Here is a 16,931-nt window from a genome sequence, read left to right on the forward strand (position 1 = left end):
GGGGAGGCGGGGAGAAAAACTTAGTAAATCTCCCCGTCTCCCTGTGATCTTTCTCGGGCAAAGTTGACCATTCCCCGCCCGCGGGGCGGCGCGCCTCAGCGCGCGACGGGCATCGGGGAGGGATTCAATTCAACCGGCAGGGGCCAACGAGCTCCGGGCTCAGCGCTCCTCGACCACGACGTCGACGTCGCCCTCGACCCGCAGCACGTCGACCTCTACCGCGTCGCCCCGCTTTCTCCGGAACTCCAGATCGACGCGGCCGTCCGCCACGGCCAGCCCGCGCACCGTGGCGCGGCGAACGAGCCGGGGCAGGACCGGACGAACGACGCGCAGGCGCCGCTCGAAGCCCTCGGGCTCGAGCCCGAGGAGCGAGGCGAGCATGTACGGCACGGCCCCGGCGGCCCACGCCTGCGGGTGGCAGGCGACGGGGTAGCGGACCGGAGCGCCGTGCTCGCCGCGCGGGAAGCCGCAGAAGAGCTCCGGCAGCCGGTACATTCGATAATGCATGGCGGCCCTCACGATGCCGCCGAACACGGTGCGCGCCTCGCTGTCGAGGCCGTAGCGGCGCAGCCCGGCGACGATCAGCGCGTTGTCGTGGGGCCACACGGTCCCGCGGTGATACGACATCGGATTGTAGGCCTTCTCGTCCGCCGCGAGCGTGCGGATGCCCCAGCCCGAATACATGCTCTCCGACAGCAGACGCTCCGCGCATGTCCGCGCCCTGGACGGGTCGGCGATGCCCGCCCACAGCGCGTGTCCGGCGTTGGACGAGCACACAGCCGCGCAGCGGCCGCCGTCCACGAGCGCCAGCGCGTACACCCCTCGCTCCGGGAGCCAGAAATCCCGTTCAAAGCGCTCCTTCAGGTCCGCGGCCTCGCGCCGGAGCCGCGCGGCCGTCTCCGCCTCGCCCGCGCGCTCGAACAGATCGGCAAGCCCCGACTTGGCGAGGTACACGTACGCCTGCACCTCGACGAGCGCGATCGGCGGCTCCGCGATCTGCCCCTCTTCATTGACGATCGCGTCGCCGGAGTCCTTCCATCCCTGGTTGACGAGGCCCGATTTGGAGGTCGAGTCATAAGCCAGGTAGCCGTTGATCTCCGGGTGAGCCTCGGGGCTCGACAGCCACCCGAGCGCCGCGTCGACGTTCTCCCTGAGCTCGTGGAAGACGTCGAGTCGACCTGTCCACGCCGCGTGCCGCGCCACGAGGATCAGGAACAGGGCGGTCGTGTCGACGCTCCCGTAATACGGTGTCTCGGGGATCTCGCCGACCCGCGCGAGCTCGCCTACCCGGAGCTCGTGCAGGATCTTGCCCGGCTGCTCGTCGCGCCACGGATCCCGCTCGCGCGCCTGGAACCGCGCGAGCAGCCGCAGCGTATCGACGGCGACGGTCCGCTGGTAAGGCAGCACCTCGAGCGCCGTGATCAGGCTGTCGCGGCCGAAGAGGGCCGTGTACCACGGCACGCCGGCGGCGAAGAACGTGTCGTGATCGAGCGAGGTCCGCAGGAGGAGCAGGTCGGAGAACGACCGCGCGAGGACGCGATTGACGAGCAGGCTGTCGGTCTCGACATGGGCCCTCTCCTGCGCCTGCGCGGCGAGATGCTCCTCTCCCCGCTGCTTCGCCGCGGCGACGTCCGCCCCCGAGCACGAGGGCGCGGGCGCGTGCTGATGGGCCCGCGCCGCGCCGGAGGACTCCGAGAGCGAGATCACGAGGGAGATCGGCTGGCTGTGCCCGGGCGGCAGCCGGACGCGGAAGAGCGCGGAGGTGCCGTCGATCGCGTCCGGCCGGCAGCCCCAGCGGATGGTCACGGCGCGCTGCAGGCCGTCGGCGCCGTCGTACGAGAAGCGCAGCTCCTCGTCGTTCGCCGTGGGGGCGTGGTGCTTCCCCAGCGCCTCGGGCATGAGGCCGCGGACCGCGTAAACGTCCTCGAACTCGGCGCGGAAGGTCAGCTTCACCTCGATGTCGACCGCCGAGCGAGCATAGTTGTGAACCGTGATGTTCTCGTAGACCTCGGTCGCGTCGCCGTCGATGACCCGCTCCCACCGGAGGCCGACGTCGTGCTCGGACATGATGTGCCCTTCGCGCATCAGGAGCCGGGGGTTCGCGAGCCGGAAGACGCCTGCATGGTCTGCCTCCGCGGTCGAGGCGAGCACCTCCGGCCGGGCGTCGTCGAGCTCGACTGTATAGCCGTTCAGGAACCGGCAATCATGGTAGTAGAGGCCAAAGCCGTGCTCGCCCTGCAGGGGGATCGAGCCGCCCTGCTCGGTGACCAGGAAGACGCCGCCCTGCTTCAGGACGATCGCATCCGCGATGCTCTGCGCCATCGAGGAGGTGCCCTGGGTGAGCACCTTCTTCCTGCGCTCCTGCCGTTCGCTCGGCGAACGCGCGCCCGTCCCGGCGTCCGACCGCGGCCGGCGTTCGCTCCCCGGTTCAGCACGGCGAGTCGACTCATGAGCTCCCATCCCAGCCCCCTTTTGCGATGGCTTGCAATTCCGTTGCAATTGCTTGCGATTGTCGTAAATCGTCGAATCGAGTCGTCTTGGCGCTGGGCCTGTGGTGCGGCCCTTCGGCGCAGGCGCTCGGGGTCGGGCGCATGCAGGCGCGCGCTCGAGAGGGGGTGACATCATGAGGAAAGACCAGGGCGAATCGGGCAGTGCTCGGCGGGCGAGGCGGCGGCGGGCGCCGCGCCTGCCCGGGGCCGGCGCGCTTCGCGCCGCGCTCCGGCGCGGCCGATCGAGCGATCTCGCCCGGCGCCGTCTCATCGCCGTCGCGTCCCTCGCGGGCGGCGCCAGCATGGCGGTGGTCTCGCTGTTTCAGCTCGGGATCATCGAGCACCTGCCCGATCCCCCGCTCCCAGGGTTCGACTCGGACAAGGTGACGAGCTCCGATATCGCGTTCGGGCTCACGCTGCCGGACGCGCCGCTCTCGCTCACCAGCTTCGCCTCCAACCTGGCGCTGGCCGGCTGGGGAGGCGCAGAGCGCGCCAGGGACACGCCCGGGATCCCCGTCGCCGTGGCGGCCAAGGCGGCCGTCGAAGCGGCCGTGTCCGGGTGGCTCTTCGTCCAGATGCGGAGACGGGAGAGGGCCTGGTGCGCGTACTGCCTCGTCGCCCTGACGGCCAACATGGTCGTCTTCGCGCTCTCGCTCCCGGAGGGGTGGAGGGCGCTGAGGAACGCCCGAGCGCGGTCGTGACAGGGCCGCGCAGGCCGGCCCGGCCGCCGGCGCCCGGCGCGCAGGCGTTCTTCGACCCGCGCGCGGACCCGCGCGCGCCCGAGGCCCCGCCATCATCGCGGCGCCGGCGCTCGCGCGCCACGGCGCCGCGCGAGCCGCCCGAGCAGCCCCACCGCCGCGAGCGCCGCGGCCGCGACGCCCGCGGCCGGGAGCCACCGCTCGCGGCGCCGCGCCCGCCGCCGCTCGGCCGCGAGCCGGCGGCCGCCGGCCCAGAGGAGCGCCGCGCCCGCCGGCGCCGCGGCGAGCGCCGCCACCGTCGTCCGCGGCGTCACGTAGACGTCCGCGGGCCCGGGCAGGTAGGCGCGCTCGGGGTAGTCGCCCGCCGGCCCCTCGGGGCCGTGCAGCGCCGCCATGCGCACGACCTGGGCGACGTGCAGCGCCTGCCTGTCGGTCGTCTGCTTGATCTGCTCGCGGCAGCTGAAGCCGTCGGCCACGATCAGCGCGTCCGTCGGCGCCGACCGGACCGCGGGCAGGAGCACGCGCTCGCCGCACCGGATCGAGACGTCGTACTTGGCGCCCTCCTCGAAGCCGAACGCGCCTGCCATGCCGCAACAGCCGGAGTCCAGGAGCTCGACGTCGAGGCCCATGCCGTGGAGCACGTCGCGCTCGGCGTCCATCTCCAGGATCGCCTTGTGATGGCAGTGGCCGTGCACCACCGCGCGCCGATCGAGGCGCGGAAGCCCGCGCCCGCCGGGCGACGGACGGCCTGGATCGCCCCCCGCCGCCCCCTTCAGGAAGTCGCCGAACATGTGCGTCTGCTGCCGGAGCTTCGTCGCCAGCGGGTTGTCGGGGAAGAGCCCGTGGAGCTCGTCGCGGAAGACCGAGACGCAGCTCGGCTCGAGGCCGACCACCGGCACGCCCCGCTCGATCGGGTCGCGCAGCGCGCTCATCACGTCCCGCAGCAGGCGCTTGGCCGTCGTCAGGAAGCCGAAGTCGTAGAGGGGCCGACCGCAGCAGAGCTTCTGCTCCGGGACGATCACCTCGTAGCCCGCCCACTCGAGCACCTCGGTCGCGGCGATCGCCGTCTCCGGGAAGAAGTGGTCGTTGAACGTGTCCGGCCAGAGCACGACCTGCGGTCCGCCGGCGTTGCGCCGCGGCCGCCCCTGGAACCATTGTCTGAACGACGTCCGCGCGAACGGCGGGATGCTCCGCTCGGGCGCGATGCCCGCGATCTTCTTCGCCACCGCCGCGAGCGCGGGCGTCTGCGTCACGAGGTTCGCGAGCCCCGGCACGAGCTGCCCGAGGCGGGCCCACCAGTGGATGAGCCCCATCGTGTAGGCGGCGCGCGGCCGCAGCCGCCGCGCGTAGTAATGGGACAGGAACTCCGCCTTGTAGGTGGCCATGTCGACGTGGACCGGGCACTCGCCCTTGCACCCCTTGCAGGCGAGGCACAGGTCGAGCGACTCGCGCACCTCGTGATCGCGGAAGCCCTGGAGCTCGCTCCCCTCCAGCATCTCGAAGAGCAGGCGCGCCCGCCCGCGCGTCGTGTGCTCCTCCTCGTGCGTCACCATGTAGCTCGGGCACATCGTGCCGCCGTCGTGGCGCCGGCACTTGCCCACGCCCACGCAGCGCAGGGTCGCGCGCGTGAAGTCGCCGTCGTCGTCCGGGAAACGGAAGTGCGTCTCCACGGCGGCGGGGCGGAAGTCGGCGCCGAGGCGGAGGTTCTCGTCGACGCGGTAGGGGTCGACGACCTTGCCGGGGTTCATGCGGAATGAAGGGTCCCACGCCGCCTTGAAGCGGCGGAACGCCTCGATGAGCTCCTCGCCGTACATCTTCGGCAGGAACTGCGCGCGCGCCTGGCCGTCGCCGTGCTCCCCGGAGAACGAGCCGCCGTAGCGGACCACGAGATCGGTCGCCTCGTCGAGGAAGCGGGTCCAGTTGCGGATGCCCTCGGGCGTCGTCACGTCGAAGTCGACGCGGCAGTGCACGCAGGCCTGCCCGAAGTGGCCGTAGAGCGCGGGCTGGTAGCCGTGGCGATCGAACAGCGCGCGCAGGTCGCGGAGGTACCCGCCCAGGTTGTCCGGGTGCACGGCCGAGTCCTCCCAGCCGGGCCACGTGTCGGGCTCGCCCGGGACGCGCGCCGTCGCGCCGAGGCCGGATTTGCGCACCTCCCAGAGCGCCTGCTCCTGGTCGGGGTCGTCGTACAGCTTCATCGACGGCGGGTTCGCCCCGCGCCCGAGGGCCTGCATGGCGTCGCGCGCCCGCGCGTCGGCCTCGTCCCGGGTGTCGCCCCCGAACTCGGCCAGCAGGAAGCCGCGGCCCTCCGGGAGGTAGCGCAGGTAGCGCTCGTGCAGCCCCTTCTTGCGCATGTCCTCGATGAGCCGGTGGTCGATCCCCTCGAGGGCGATCGGCCCGCAGCGCATCACCTCGGGGACATGGTCGCCGCTGGAGAACACGTCCGGGTAGCCGATCACGAGGAGCGACCGGAACCTGGGCCAGCCCACGAGGCGCAGGGTGGCCTCGAGCACCGTGACGCACGTCCCCTCCGTGCCGACCAGGGCGCGCGCCACGTGGAAGCCGTTCTCCGGCAAGAGCTCGTCGAGGTTGTAGCCCGACACGCGGCGCGGGATCCGCGGGTAGCGGGCGCGGATGAGATCGGCGTACCGGTCGCGGATGGCGCGCAGCTCGGCATAGATGCTCCCGCGCCGCCCGCCCGCGCGGACGATGGCCTCGATCTCTTCCTCGCTCGTCGGCCCCACCCGCAGCCGCAGGCCGTCGTACGTCAGCACCTCGAGCTCGTGCACGTTGTCGGCGGTGCGCCCGCCGAGCACCGAGTGCACGCCGCACGAGTTGTTGCCGATCATCCCGCCGAGCGTGCAGTACTCGTGGGTCGACGGATCCGGCGCGAAGGTCAGGTCGAACTCGTTCGCGGCGTTGCGCAGGGTGTCGAGCACCGTGCCCGGCAGCACCCTGGCGCGCTTGTGCATGGGGTCGAGCTCGAGGACTGCGCGCATGTACTTCGAGAAGTCGAGCACGACCGCGACGTTGCACGTCTGCCCGGCGAGGCTCGTGCCGCCCCCGCGCGCGAGGATGGGCGCGCTGTGCCGGCGGCACGCGGCGACGGCGGCGATCACGTCGTCCTTGTGGCGCGGCACGACGACGCCGATGGGCAGCTGCCGGTAGTTCGACCCGTCGGTCGCGTAGAGCGCCCGGTCTCCCGCGGTGAAGCGCACCTCCCCCTCGACCGTACGTGAGAGCTCGTCCGCGAGCGCCTCCACCTCGGGGCCGGCCGCGGGCGCGAGCCGCACGCGCCGCTCGCCGGGGAAGCGGATCACGCCGCGATCGATCTCGCGCTGGACGGCCTCGGCCGGCCTGCCCTCCGCCGGCGCCTTCTCTCGCTCCTGCTCCTGCTGCTGTTCGACGTGCTGCATGATCTCTCCTCACACCGCGAAGCGCTCGGCGTCGGCGCGCCGGAGCGAGATCCCCATGCCGGGGCGATCGAGGTCCGGGGCGAGCGCGCCGCCCGCGGGCGCCGCCGCGCCCTCGAAGAGCATCCGCTCGATGCGGACGTGATCGTGAAAGAACTCGATGTGCGCGAGCCGCTGCACCGCGCACGCGGGGTGCAGGTGCAGCGAGGGCGCGCAGTGGCACGACAGGTCGAGCGATCGCGCCTCGCACAGCGCCGCGGCGGCGAGGAAGCCGGTGATCCCGCAGCGGCTCGCGTCCGCCTGCAGGACGTCGACGGCGCCGGCGTCCAGCATGCGGCGGAAATAGACGAGGTCGTAGCCGTACTCGCCCGCCGCGATGTCCATGCCGGCGGGCGCCCGGTCGCGAAGGAGCCGCAGCCCGTCGAGATCGTCCGAGGTCACGGGCTCCTCGAACCAGCGCACGCCCTCGCCAGCGAACCGCTCGGCGAACGCGAGCGCCTGCTTGCGGGAGTAGGCGCCGTTGGCGTCGACGAACAGCGCGGCGTCCTGGCCGATGGCGCGGCGCGCGGCGCGAACGCGCGCGAGATCCGCGTCGGGAGCGCGCCCCACCTTCATCTTCACGCGCGGGATCCCCGCGGAGACCCAGCCGCCGAGCTGCTCAGCGAGCTCGGCCTCCGTGTACGAGGTGAACCCGCCGCTGCCGTAGATGGGCGCGCGGTCGCGCACCATGCCGAGCAGCGCCGCGAGCGGGAGCGCGAGCAGGCGGGCCTTCAGGTCCCACAGCGCCGCGTCGACGGCGGCGATGGCCATCTGCGCGATCCCCGGCCGGCCGAGGTTGCGGACGCTGCTCACCATCGCGGCCCACGCGCCGGGGACCGCCATCGCGTCGCGCCCGCGCACGACGCCGGCCAGCCGGTCGGCCACGAGCCGCGCCGTCGCGACGTCGGCGTACGTGTAGCCGAGCCCTCGCTCTCCCCCGGCCGACGCGTGCACGACGACCAGCGTCGTCTCGCGCCACGCGAGCGTGCCGTCCGACTCCGGACGGTCGGTCGGGACGGTGTACGCGGCCACCTCGATCTGCTCGATCGGCACCGACGCGCGCTGCTCCTCGTCGGCCATCGTCAGCCCCGGTGCGGGATCCAGCTCTCGATCATGTCGCGGTACGCCTGGCGGACGATCCCGCGGCCGCCCGGGTCGCCCCGGAGCAGCGCCGACGTGAGCATCGCGGCCTGCTTCACGGTGATGTGCGGCGGCAGCGGCGGGACCTCCGGGTCGGTGATCGCCTCCACGACCACCGGCCGGTCGACCCGGAAGGCCTCGTCCCAGGTGCGCGCGACCTGGTCCGGGCGGTCGATCCGCACGCCGCGGAGCCCGAGCGCCTCGGCGTAGGCCGCGTACGGGAAGTCCGGCAGCGTCTGGGACGCCTCCAGCTTGGGGTCGCCGCTCATGGCGCGCAGCTCCCAGGTGACCTGGTTCAGGTCGCGGTTGTTGAGCACCAGCACGACGAGGCGCGGGTCCTTCCACTCGCGCCAGTACTTCGCGACGGTGATGAGCGTGTTGATGCCGTTCATCTGCATCGCGCCGTCGCCGACCATCGCGACGACCGGGCGGTCGGGGAAGGCGAACTTCGCCGCGACCGCGTACGGCATCGCGGGTCCCATCGTCGCCAGCGTGCCCGAGAGCGAGGCCATCATCCCCGCCCGGACCTTGATGTCGCGCGCGTACCAGTTCGCCGAGGAGCCGGAGTCGGCGGTCAGGATGCAGTCGTCGGGCAGCCGCGGCGACAGCTCCCAGTAGACGCGCTGCGGGTTCAGCGGATTGGCGTCGTTCATCGCCCGCGCCTCGAGCACCTTCCACCAGTCGGCGACGCTCTCCTCGAGCTTGCGCCGCCACGAGCGGTCGGTCTTGAGCTTGAGGTAGGGGATGAGCGCCCGCAGCGTCTCGGCGCAGTCGCCGATCAGGTTGACCTCCATCGGGTAGCGCAGGCCGAGCATCCGGCCGTCGATGTCGATCTGGACGCCGCGCGCCTTCCCCTCCTCCGGCAGGAACTCCGGGTACGGGAAGTTCGAGCCGACCATGAAGAGCGCGTCGCAGTTGGCCATCATCTCCCAGCTCGGCTTGGTGCCGAGCAGGCCGATCGCGCCGGTGACCCAGGGCAGGTCGTCGGGGAGCGCCGCCTTGCCGAGCAGCGCCTTCGCGACGCCGCACCCGAGGATTTCGGCGGCGCGCATGACCTCCGGCGCGGCCCGGAGCGCGCCCTGGCCGATCAGCATCGCGACCCGCTTGCCGGCGTTGAGCACGTCGGCCGCGCGCCGCAGGTCCTCCTCCTGCGGCACGACGCGCGGCGAGGCGTAGCCGATGCCGGAGTGCACCGTCCCGTGCGCGTGCGGAGGCTGCTCGACGGCGTCGAGCTCCTGGACGTCCTTCGGGACGATGACGCAGGTGACGGTGCGCTCCGCCCTGGCGATGCGCATCGCGCGGTCGATGAGGTGGCGGATCTGCGCGGGAGAGGACGCCATCTGCACGTACTCGTGCGCGACGTCCTTGAAGAGCGTCACGAGGTCGACCTCCTGCTGGTAGTGCCCGCCGAGCGCGGCGCGGTCCTGCTGGCCGACGATGGCCACGACCGGCTGATGGTCGAGCTTCGCGTCGTAGAGCCCGTTCAGGAGGTGGATCGCGCCGGGCCCCGAGGTCGCCAGGCACACGCCGACCTCGCCCGCGAACTTCGCGTGGGCGCACGCCATGAACGCGGCCATCTCCTCGTGCCGCACCTGGATGAACCGGAGGTCCGGAACGCGGTGGAACGCCCCGACGATCCCGTTGATGCCGTCGCCCGGATAGGCATAGACGCGCCGGACGCCCCACGCGACGAGGCGTCTCAGCAGGAACTCGCCGACGGTCTGGGCCATGATTCCCTCACTGCGAGCTCGTACGTGAGCTCGACCCAGCGCGGTGTGCGACAAACGTGCCGCCTCGCCGCGCCGCACGCTGCGTGCCGCGGCTGCGCGTGCGAGCGTGCGCTATGCGCGCGGGCGCGGGCAGGGCGCGGGCAGGCAGGGCGGCGCTTTGCTTACGTGAGGACTTACGTGAGGAGGCGCCGCCATGGGCTCGCGCGCCGCGCGGCGGCCCTGCGCGCGCCGAACCCGACCACGGCCGCCGCGCACAGCGCGAAGGCGCCGAGCGACCCGCGATGCAGGTCGAGCCAGAGCTCCGGGCTCGAGGGCTTCGAGCGCCGGTCGAACGGGCCGTGGGCGCCGAAATCGCCCTGCACGGGGGCCCACAGGTCGTCGGGGCGATCGGGATCGGCGGGCTCGTCGGTCAGCTGCCGCGTGTACCCGACCCGGGCGAGCCATCGATCGAGCAGCCCGGGGATCACGCGGTTTCCCCAGATCGCCTTGACCGTCGGGAGGCCGACCATGACGTCGCGGCGGTCGTGGTGCGCGGCCCAGTAGAGCGCGTCGGCGGCCACCTCGGGCTGAAAGATCGGTGGGACGGGCTGTGGCTTGTAGGGGAGGCGCGACTTCGACCAGAGGAACTGCGGCGTGTTCATCGCCGGCAGGTGCACCATGCTCACGCGCACGCGGCTCTTGTCGTGGAACAGCTCGCTGCGCAGCGACTCGGTGAAGCCCACGATCGCGTGCTTGGACGCGCAGTAGGCCGACTGGAGCGGGATGCTCCGGTGAGCGAGCGCGGAGCTCGCCTGGACGATCGCCCCGTGATCGCGGGGGAGCATCCGCGAGAGCGCCGCGAGCGTCCCGTGCACATAGCCGAGGTAGTTGACCTTCATGACGCGCTCGTACTCCTCCGGTCGCGTCTCCTTCACCGGCGAGAAGACCGACGTCATCGCGACGTTGATCCAGGCGTCGATCGGGCCGAAGCGCTCCTCGACGGCCGCGGCCGCGGCCTCGACCTGCGCGAAATCGGCGACGTCGGTCGGCAGGACGAGCGCGCTCGCCCCGGCGTCCTCTGCCTCGCGCCGCGCCCCCTCGAGCCCGTCGAGCCCGCGCGCGACGAGGCCGATGCGCGCGCCTTCGCGCGCGAACCGCCTCACCGTGGCGCGCCCGACGCCCGCCGACGCCCCCGTGATCACCACGACCTCTGGCCGCCTGCCTCCGTCCATTCCCATCGTGCTCTCACCTCGCCCGCGGCGTCAGGCAACGTGAATGCCACCCGGCGAGTCAGCGACCGCGAGGGGAGCTCACGGCCCGCAGAGCTCCGGGTTCGGCGGCGGCGGCGCCGGGTACGCGTCCGTCGCCGTCTTTGCGAACTGGCACGCGAGATCGTCCGGCTGGCACCCCGCCTGGGAGATGCACGCGCCGCTCTCGTCCGTCCCCTGGCACAGGCACTCCTCATCTCCCGGGTCGCAGATCTCGACGAGCTCCATCATCCCTTCGTCCTCGTGGTTCAGCTTGTGGCAGTGCAGCACGAACTGTCCCGTGAACCTCCGGGGGTTCATGATCACGTCGCGCGGCCCGTCTTCGGCCTGGACCCACATCGTGTCCCGCCAGTGGGCGAAGTTGGGCTCCTTGTTCGATTTGTTGGGGCACACGAGGAACGGGTTGATGTGGATATGGAACGGGTGCCCGTCGAACGCGCGGATCTCCCACCGCTCCGAGCTCCCGGCGGTCATGACGCGATCGCTCCGGTAGCCGCGGGCGCGCCGCTCGTCGAACTTGCGGCAGCTGATGTTCGGATCCGGGCAGATGCACACAGGGGCGTCCGGATCGACCTCGTGCGGGTGCTCTCCCGGGTCACATGACATGAGCGCCACATCGCTGCTGAGATCGGGCGGCTTGCTCCCCGGCGTGGGCACGAGGAGCACCACCTTCTGGTGCACGGTCTCGACCGAATCGCAGCTCACCTCCATCTGCTCGCCGTCGACCGTGCCGGTCCACGAGGTGGGCGGCGCGAGCGCGGCCACGTCCGCCTCCGCGGGCAGGTTCACCTCGGTGGGCTCGCCCGCGCCCGGGTCCACGTCGACGATCGCGATCACGCTCCCCAGGAGGTCGTTCGGCCGGCGCCCGACGAGGCAGAGCGTCTGCTTGCCTTCAGGCATCTTCACCATCACGTCGGCGCGGTACCCGGGGGAGACCCACACCGTGTCGCTCCTGTAGAACTGCGGGAGCGTCAGCCCGTCGCGCGCGATCTGCGTCGTCTCGATGGGGGTCCTGGGAAGGGGGTCGAAATCGGAGCACGAAGCGTCCTTCGCGACGTGGAGCTTCATCCCCATCTCGTCCGGGCTGCCCGCGTAGACCATGCGCCAGCGCTCCACCTGCCCGGGGGGCGTCGTGAGCCGCGGCCTGAGCTTGCCGTTGATCAGCGTGGCCCGGAGCGACTCGACAGCGAGGAAGTCGGTCACCGACAGGTTGTCCTCGGTGCACTCCTCTCCCTCCTTCAGGGGCACCGTGTTCTCGTGATCGATGGGCACCTGCGTCATGACCATCACCCGCTCTCTGGCCTTGGCGATGCCGGGCAGCTCGTCGAGCGCGCCCTCGATGAGGAGCGCACCGGCGGCCCCATCCATGACCTGGATCGCCGTCGAGCCGTGGATGTGAGGGTGGTACCAGTCCGTGCCCTCGTGGTGGATCCCGTCCTCGTCCAGGTCCCAGCGGTACCGGGCGCTCTCTCCCGGCCCCACCTCGTGCAGCACGTGGTCGCCGAAATACCTCCCTTCGGGCGCGCAGCCGTCCCCCTCGCACGGGTCCGCGGGATCGTCCGTCGCGAAGTTGGGCTGCACGTGCAGGCCGTGGCCGTGCAAGTTCGTCAGGTTGAAGTCGTGGCACGACCTGCTGCCATGGCCCATCATGCTCGCGATCTCGCGGAAGTCGCTCTTCGTGAAGTCGTTATGCAGGGTCACGTGGACCTTGCGATCCTCGCCCTTCGGAATGCGGATCGTGGGGCCGCTCGTCATTCCGTTGTACGCGCGGAGACAGAACCGGCGCCCGTCGATCTCGACCTCGCTCGGGCCGAAACGCAGCTCGTACGCTCCATCCGCGCCCGGCTGGAGCTCGGGCGGGTCCTCGTACGTGGACGTCGTCTGCGGCGTCGTGCTCGTCGTGCTCGTCTCCTCGCCTCCGCCGCAGCCTGCGAGCGCCGCGAGGGAGAGGGCCAGCGCCGCGAGCGAGCCTGTGCGCGTGAGCGCGTGCGAATCGTCTCGTGCCATCGACTTGTCTCCTCCTTTCGCGACACTATCGAGCGGCGCCGCATGTGGATGGCCGAAGACGGTCACCCCTGGCTAGAATGCGGACAGTGGCAGGGTGTATGGACCTCGAAGAGCTTCGCGCCTTCCTCGCCGTGGTCGAGGCCGGCTCCTTCCTGGGCGCGGCCCGCGCGCTCGGCTCGTCGCGCACGACGCTCCGGCGTCAGGTCGCGTCGCTGGAGGCGCGCGCCGGCGTCCTCCTGCTCGAGAGCGTGCGGAACGGCGTCGTGCCGACCGAGGCCGGGCAGGTGCTCGCCCGGAAGGGGCGCGGCATGGTGCAGGAGGCCGCCGCGCTCCTCGCCTCGATCCGGGAGGTGGGCGACGCGCCCTCGGGCACCCTGCGGGTCATCCTGCCCGTGGGGCTGCCGCCGCACATGATGACGCCGCTCTTCGCCGCCGTTCGCAGCGCGTATCCGAGGCTCCACGTCCACTGCCGCTTCAGCAACGATCCCCTGGGGGAGGCGCTTACGGACATCGACATCGCTGTCCACTTCGGCGAGGACGCGCCGAGCGGACACTGGATATCGCACGTCGTCCTGCGCGTCCGCGAGTGGCTCATCGCCAGCCGCGCGTACCTGGAGAAGCGCGGCACGCCACGGACGATCGACGATCTGAAGCACCATGAGCTGTTCGCGTGGCAGGCCCCGGGCGAGGACGCGCGCACCTGGCGGACATGGCGGGGCGCGCCCTTCACCGTCCAGCCGGCCCTCATCGCGACGGACATCCACTTCATCCGGCACTGCTGCATCTCCGGCCTGGGCATCGGCCTCGTCCCCGACGCGCTCGTGCCCGACCCCGACGTGGGGCCGGACGTGCTCGTGCCCGTGCTGCCCGACGTGGTCGGGCAGGAGCGGCCTGTGCGGCTCAGCGTCCCGGGGGCGCTGTCGGAGATACCGAAGATCAAGGTGTTCATCGGGCACGTGCGCGCGTCGCTCGGGAAGCTGTAGCGGGGCGTGGAGCCGCAGGCGGCCGCCGCGGGCATCCCCGTCACGACGGCGATGCGCCCGAGATCGCCGGTGCTGGCCCGCCCGCGCGCGTCATTCTTTGGGCGACAAGAAGAAGACTCCGAGGGCGGCGCTGATCAGACCTTGAATCGGAGTCATGTAGACATTGGATTGAAGAAGCATGTCGACGGCCTCGGCGGCATTTCCCTTGTGAGGGGCGCCGATGGGCAGGAGCAGCACGATCGCCAGATAGAACGCCGAGGCTCCCAGCGTGAGGTGGAAGAAGAATTTCGACACCCGCCGACGCTGTGCCTCTTGTCTGGCAGCGGCGACGAGCTCGCAGTTCACGAGCACGCCCATCACCAGGATCAACGTCGGCGTCGTCGCTGGCAACATCCACTGCCAGACGCTCTTCTGCAAGTCCTCTCCCTTCGCGGTCATGAAGACATTGCCGAAGCTCGTCTGCGCTATCACGACGATCAATATGGCAGCGAAGAACCCCATCCAAAGTAGCGCCAAGGCGCGCTGGCAGTCGAGGAGTGGCTTTGTGTCCATGCTGTGCCTCGCTATGGCGTGATGCTGATCTGTGCTGCTGAGAGGTGCTCGGAGGCGCTGACTCCGCTCTGGACCAACGTCGCGTCCGCGCCCTTCTCTGGGCGCTCGAATACATATGCAAGCGCGCGAACGGCGTATTGGCGGGATGGCAGCGTATCCGGGATGCCGAGAGGAATGGAGGGCGACGTGTCTCCCGCTTCCGGCGCAGCGAACGTCTCAAGGGTGTCGACTCGGTCGCTGTCCTTGATGGATCCGCTCGTGCACGTGAATATGAATATTCGGTACCGGGTGCTGTCGTTGATGAACGTTCGCCTCAGTCGGTGTACGACGATGTCCCAGATGGCGTCTGGAGTGGTGTCGAAGTCGGTCGAGAATCGTCGCTCCGGCTCCGGGTACAGCGGCTTGTTGTTCGCTCCGATCTTCTCTGGCGGCGTGATGATGGCGAATCCATCCAGAAGGCCGAACCAGTAGGTTCGCGTGTACCCGGCGCGAGCAAGCCTGTCGGCGATCCTCTCCGAGGCCAGCTTCAACGACTGAGCCGGGGCATCGGATGTCCTCAAGGTGGCCCTCGATGATGCCTTGGGTAAAGGATATTTCATCCTCGGCAGGTCGCTCGCGCGGTGCCACCGGATGTAGCCGCGATATCGGTCCGGTGGTAGCGCGTAATCTCCAACTCGAGCGGCTACGCAGGCGTCAAATTGTGGATCGATGTCTGAGTGGAATTCTGTTTTTCCTGAGCTCTCCAAGCTCAGCTCGAACATGCCGCTTCCGCTGCCGGCGGGAGCGCAATCTTCGGTCGCCGCTGCCAGCCCGATGCCAGCCGACCGCTGGCTATCCGAGATGGCGATCCCTGAAATTCCGAGCGGCCCGCTGAACGACGTGTCCATTGCCTGGGACATGGCCCCGGACGGACCCGTCGGGAGGCCGCAGCTGGTGCTGAGCGAGGTCAGCGCGAGCGCGGCCAGAATTGGGCTTCTTTTATGTCTCAGGTGAGGACTCATGTGGTAGATCACCTCAGGCTGAACACGTCAGGGCCAGGAGTCGTATTCCTGCGGACCGGCGGGCGCCAGGCCGGCCGCGCCGCTCACTGAATGGAAGGCCCGTTCAGCTCCTTTTGCAGGTTGCCGATGTCGCGGAGCAACTCGAGGCGCTTCTTTTCCTTCTCCAGCGCGTCGATCCCGGCATTGTCGACCGCGTCCTTGCGCGTCTTCGCGGCGTCGATCGCCCTCGTCACGCTCCCGCCGAACGACTCCACTGCAGCCGCGTCCACCGGTGAGCTCGACGATGACATGCTGAGCAGGGCGCCCGACGACGGTGCGAGCTTGACCGAGTACGACATCGCAACCTCGCCCGCTTCCCCGTCCAGATCGCCTGGCAGCGCCGCGATCGCGCCGTACTGCGCGATGTTCAAGGTCGAGTGAAGCCTCTCTTCCTTGCCCACGGTCAGCCACGCGAGCGCCTGAGCGGGGACACGATAGACGATGCCGGAAGGGGAGGTTCGTGAAGCTGCCGTCCTCCGCGAGGCGTTCGCCAGAGACAGGTCGCTGATCTTCAGATGGACGGAGACCTCTTTACCAGCCGCCGGCGGCGAAGTGAGCTGAAGCGCGACATCCATGACGCAGCGCGCCTTGTCCGCCTTGTCGTCCCACAGCCCGGCGGTGGAGTCGAGCGAGAACAGCGGGAATGACTCTCCGAACGACACCTCCGTCCCGGTGAGCGCCGAGGGCGCCATATCGCATGTGACGGTCGACTGCTTGACCGTTTGCTTCCCGGTGAATTCTGCGAGCAGCAGCTTCTCTTGCGCCCGCAGCTCGTTGAGCAGGAACTCCAGCGCGTCCTTCGGACTGCCGTTCGTCTGGCCCTGGCCTTTCACGATCGCGAAGCGGGCCTCCCGCAGTCGCTTGATGTCGTCTGCGGTTCTCTCGCACCGGCCTGCGTCGTCGGCAGCCTTGCCCCCGAACAGCACGGCCTTGGACGCGATGTCGACAGCTCCGCCGATCACCTTCAGAGACACGTCCAGGGCTTTGTTGGTAGATTCCAGGCTGCTCGACGCAAGGAAGCCCTGCTCGGACAGCTCGATGCCGCGCTTGCTCGCCGTCATGAAGTGCTCATTCAGCTCGATGGCATAGATCTGCTCTGGGTCGACCTCCTGCCTGACGGTGAGCGCAGGGGCCCCGAGCTCTATCAGGATGTTGTTGCTGCCAGCGGTCGGAGGTGGCGCCCCGGTCACCGATGCAATGATGGCGTCGGCCTCCTTGTCGAATTCCTCGGGCGATGGTTTGGGCTCGGGCGCCGGTGCTGCGGCCGGCTTCTTCCCGGGTTGGGCGGGCGGCGCCTGTTGAGCCTCCGGGTGCTTACGGCCCCAGCGCGCTTGCAGCTCCTTCGCCAGCTCCTTCCTCGCGCAGCTCGGGGACGCTTCCGTCTCCGTCCTCGTCACGGGGATCGTGACGGTGATGATCGTTCGCGGCAGCGCGTACAGGACCGAGGGCGCGCCGAGCTGCCCTGAAGTGGGGGTCACGTGGTGGACCCTGTAGCCGTGGGTGCAGCCTGCGATGGTGTGTATGCACGCGAGCGCGGCGGCGTACCTCGCCATGGCGCCGATTCGATTCATGTTGGTCTCTCTCTTTGCTGGTCAG

Annotated in this window: 11 protein-coding genes; 2 read left to right on the forward strand and 9 right to left on the reverse strand. The window is 70.3% G+C overall.

The features are described from left to right. Positions 1-159 precede the first annotated feature (159 nt). The gene (locus WMF19_RS12410) at positions 160-2,346 is read right to left on the reverse strand and encodes an amylo-alpha-1,6-glucosidase (protein ID WP_437899275.1); all 2,187 of its coding nucleotides are present in this window, start codon (positions 2,344-2,346) and stop codon (positions 160-162) included. Positions 2,347-2,623: 277 nt separating this feature from the next. Between WMF19_RS12410 and WMF19_RS12415 the strand changes: the two genes are divergently transcribed. Further along, positions 2,624-3,190, forward strand: coding sequence for a vitamin K epoxide reductase family protein (locus WMF19_RS12415; RefSeq protein ID WP_437899276.1), 567 nt, complete (start codon positions 2,624-2,626; stop codon positions 3,188-3,190). A 92-nt stretch (positions 3,191-3,282) separates the two neighbouring features. On the opposite strand, the gene WMF19_RS12420 is transcribed toward WMF19_RS12415, so the two are convergent. The 5 genes from WMF19_RS12420 to WMF19_RS12440 form a co-directional block, all read right to left on the reverse strand. Then, complete coding sequence (locus WMF19_RS12420; RefSeq protein WP_437899277.1) at positions 3,283-6,600, reverse strand: FAD-binding and (Fe-S)-binding domain-containing protein; 3,318 nt, start codon at positions 6,598-6,600, stop codon at positions 3,283-3,285. Positions 6,601-6,609: 9 nt separating this feature from the next. Then, entirely contained in the window at positions 6,610-7,716 is a 1,107-nt protein-coding gene (locus WMF19_RS12425; RefSeq protein WP_437899278.1) for an enolase C-terminal domain-like protein, read from the reverse strand. A gap of 2 nt (positions 7,717-7,718) precedes the next feature. Next, positions 7,719-9,506 carry a thiamine pyrophosphate-requiring protein gene (locus WMF19_RS12430; protein WP_437899279.1) on the reverse strand — a complete coding sequence of 596 codons (1,788 nt, stop codon included), beginning with the start codon at positions 9,504-9,506 and terminating at the stop codon, positions 7,719-7,721. Between the two features lie 173 nt (positions 9,507-9,679). Then, positions 9,680-10,717, reverse strand: coding sequence for an SDR family oxidoreductase (locus WMF19_RS12435; RefSeq protein ID WP_437331103.1), 1,038 nt, complete (start codon positions 10,715-10,717; stop codon positions 9,680-9,682). Positions 10,718-10,795: 78 nt separating this feature from the next. Further along, positions 10,796-12,760, reverse strand: a complete 1,965-nt coding sequence (locus tag WMF19_RS12440) for a multicopper oxidase family protein (protein WP_437899280.1) — start codon at positions 12,758-12,760, stop codon at positions 10,796-10,798. A gap of 98 nt (positions 12,761-12,858) precedes the next feature. On the opposite strand from WMF19_RS12440, the gene WMF19_RS12445 reads away from it, so the two are divergent. Next, positions 12,859-13,743: a LysR family transcriptional regulator gene (locus WMF19_RS12445; RefSeq protein ID WP_437801001.1), complete on the forward strand. Its 885-nt coding sequence runs from the start codon at positions 12,859-12,861 to the stop codon at positions 13,741-13,743. Positions 13,744-13,833: 90 nt separating this feature from the next. On the opposite strand, the gene WMF19_RS12450 is transcribed toward WMF19_RS12445, so the two are convergent. The 3 genes from WMF19_RS12450 to WMF19_RS12460 all read right to left on the reverse strand — a co-directional run bounded on the left by WMF19_RS12450 (position 13,834) and on the right by WMF19_RS12460 (position 16,906). Further along, positions 13,834-14,295, reverse strand: coding sequence for a hypothetical protein (locus WMF19_RS12450; protein WP_437899281.1), 462 nt, complete (start codon positions 14,293-14,295; stop codon positions 13,834-13,836). A gap of 11 nt (positions 14,296-14,306) precedes the next feature. Then, positions 14,307-15,182, reverse strand: a complete 876-nt coding sequence (locus WMF19_RS12455; RefSeq protein WP_437899282.1) for a hypothetical protein — start codon at positions 15,180-15,182, stop codon at positions 14,307-14,309. 197 nt (positions 15,183-15,379) lie between these two features. Continuing rightward, on the reverse strand, positions 15,380-16,906 hold the full coding sequence (locus tag WMF19_RS12460; RefSeq protein ID WP_437899283.1) for a DUF4831 family protein: 1,527 nt from the start codon (positions 16,904-16,906) through the stop codon (positions 15,380-15,382). Positions 16,907-16,931 lie beyond the last annotated feature (25 nt).

The sequence above is a fragment of the Sorangium sp. So ce124 genome (genome assembly GCF_051525235.1).
Classification (GTDB): domain Bacteria; phylum Myxococcota_A; class Polyangia; order Polyangiales; family Polyangiaceae; genus Sorangium; species Sorangium atrum.

Coding starts and splice junctions, on each gene's coding strand:
- WMF19_RS12460 (WP_437899283.1), bottom strand. CDS start 16,906: ATGAATCGAATCGGCGCCATGGCGAGGTACGCCGCCGCGCTCGCGTGC.
- WMF19_RS12415 (WP_437899276.1), top strand. CDS start 2,624: ATGAGGAAAGACCAGGGCGAATCGGGCAGTGCTCGGCGGGCGAGGCGG.
- WMF19_RS12425 (WP_437899278.1), bottom strand. CDS start 7,716: ATGGCCGACGAGGAGCAGCGCGCGTCGGTGCCGATCGAGCAGATCGAG.
- WMF19_RS12450 (WP_437899281.1), bottom strand. CDS start 14,295: ATGGACACAAAGCCACTCCTCGACTGCCAGCGCGCCTTGGCGCTACTT.
- WMF19_RS12435 (WP_437331103.1), bottom strand. CDS start 10,717: ATGGACGGAGGCAGGCGGCCAGAGGTCGTGGTGATCACGGGGGCGTCG.
- WMF19_RS12455 (WP_437899282.1), bottom strand. CDS start 15,182: ATGGACACGTCGTTCAGCGGGCCGCTCGGAATTTCAGGGATCGCCATC.
- WMF19_RS12420 (WP_437899277.1), bottom strand. CDS start 6,600: ATGCAGCACGTCGAACAGCAGCAGGAGCAGGAGCGAGAGAAGGCGCCG.
- WMF19_RS12430 (WP_437899279.1), bottom strand. CDS start 9,506: ATGGCCCAGACCGTCGGCGAGTTCCTGCTGAGACGCCTCGTCGCGTGG.
- WMF19_RS12440 (WP_437899280.1), bottom strand. CDS start 12,760: ATGGCACGAGACGATTCGCACGCGCTCACGCGCACAGGCTCGCTCGCG.
- WMF19_RS12445 (WP_437801001.1), top strand. CDS start 12,859: ATGGACCTCGAAGAGCTTCGCGCCTTCCTCGCCGTGGTCGAGGCCGGC.